Origin of the sequence: Dietzia sp. DQ11-71, assembly GCF_014144995.1 — a bacterium.
GTDB lineage: Bacteria > Actinomycetota > Actinomycetes > Mycobacteriales > Mycobacteriaceae > Dietzia > Dietzia kunjamensis.
Genome location: NZ_JAALDT010000189.1, coordinates 1 through 1176, shown reverse-complemented (window position 1 = coordinate 1176; position 1176 = coordinate 1). Strand labels below are relative to the sequence as shown.

Genomic DNA, 1176 nt, shown 5'->3' with positions numbered 1-1176 from the left:
CGGGACCACGTCACGCGGGGAGACCCGGGTCGGAGTGAGACGACCGTCGCCCGTGCGGATGATGCGCAGGCACCGCTGCTCGAGGAACGCCACTCCGGGGCGGAAGGCGCGGAACGCCGGGTTGGTGGTCTGCCCGTGGAAGTAGCGGTGGTTGATCTGCTGCGCGATCACGGCCAGGCGGAACAGACCGAACACCTCGTAGAAGCGCCACTGCTCCGCGGTGATGTCCAGTCCGGCCCGGCGGGCGTACCGCTCGACGACCTGCTTGCGGGTGAGCATCCCGGGCGCGTGGGTGGGCTGGCGGCGGAACGCCTTGAACAGCGGGCCGTCGTCGTCCTGCACCCAGTAGGCGAGTGCCCCGCCGAGGTCCATGAGCGGGTCGCCGACGGTGGCCATCTCCCAGTCCAGGACGCCGATGACGTGGGTGACGTCCCGGGGATCCAGCACGAGGTTGTCGAAGCGGAAGTCGTTGTGCACCAGGCAGTGGCCCACGTCGTCGGGCTGGTTGGCGTGCAGCCACTTCATCACCGGGGCGAAGTCGGGCACGTCGGGGGTGCGGGCGCGACGGTAGCGGGCGGACCAGCCCTCGACCTGGCGGCGCACGTACCCCTCGCCGCGGTCGAGGTCGCCCAGGCCCGCGGCCCCGACGTCCACCGAGTGGAGGTCGGCGAGCGCGTCGACGGCCGCCTCGGCGAGGCGGCGGGTGGTGACCCGGTCCATGAGCAGTTCGCGGGGCAGCTCCTTGCGCAGGATGGTGCCCTCCATCCGCTCCATCACGTAGAAGTCCGAGCCGATCACCGAGTGGTCGCCGCAGAACCCCACCATGCGCGGCACCAGCGGGTACACCGGTCGCAGCGCCGACTGGACGCGGTGTTCGCGCTTCATGTCGTGGGCACCGCGGGCCTTCGTCCCGGCCGGCGGGCGGCGGAGGACCAGGTCCGCGCCCGGGTAGCGCAGCAGGTAGGTGAGGTTGGACGCGCCACCGGTGTACTGCCGGACCTCGGGGATGACCGGCTCGTCGTCGTCGCCCAGATCCACCCCCGCCAGCACGGTCGGGTCGTCGGGCGTGATCGACCGCAGCCACGCGGCCACGGCCTCGACGTCGAACGCGTCCTCACCGCGCACCGCGTCGGTGCTGGGGACGCGGCGGCGCAGGGCGGCGTCGCGGTCGGGCGC

General features: G+C 72.6%; 1 protein-coding gene. It reads right to left on the bottom strand.

What is annotated here, in order from left to right:
- Window positions 1-1176, bottom strand: a 1176-nt coding sequence (locus G6023_RS07745; RefSeq protein ID WP_472986430.1) for a phosphotransferase family protein, incomplete at both ends; no start/stop codon positions are given.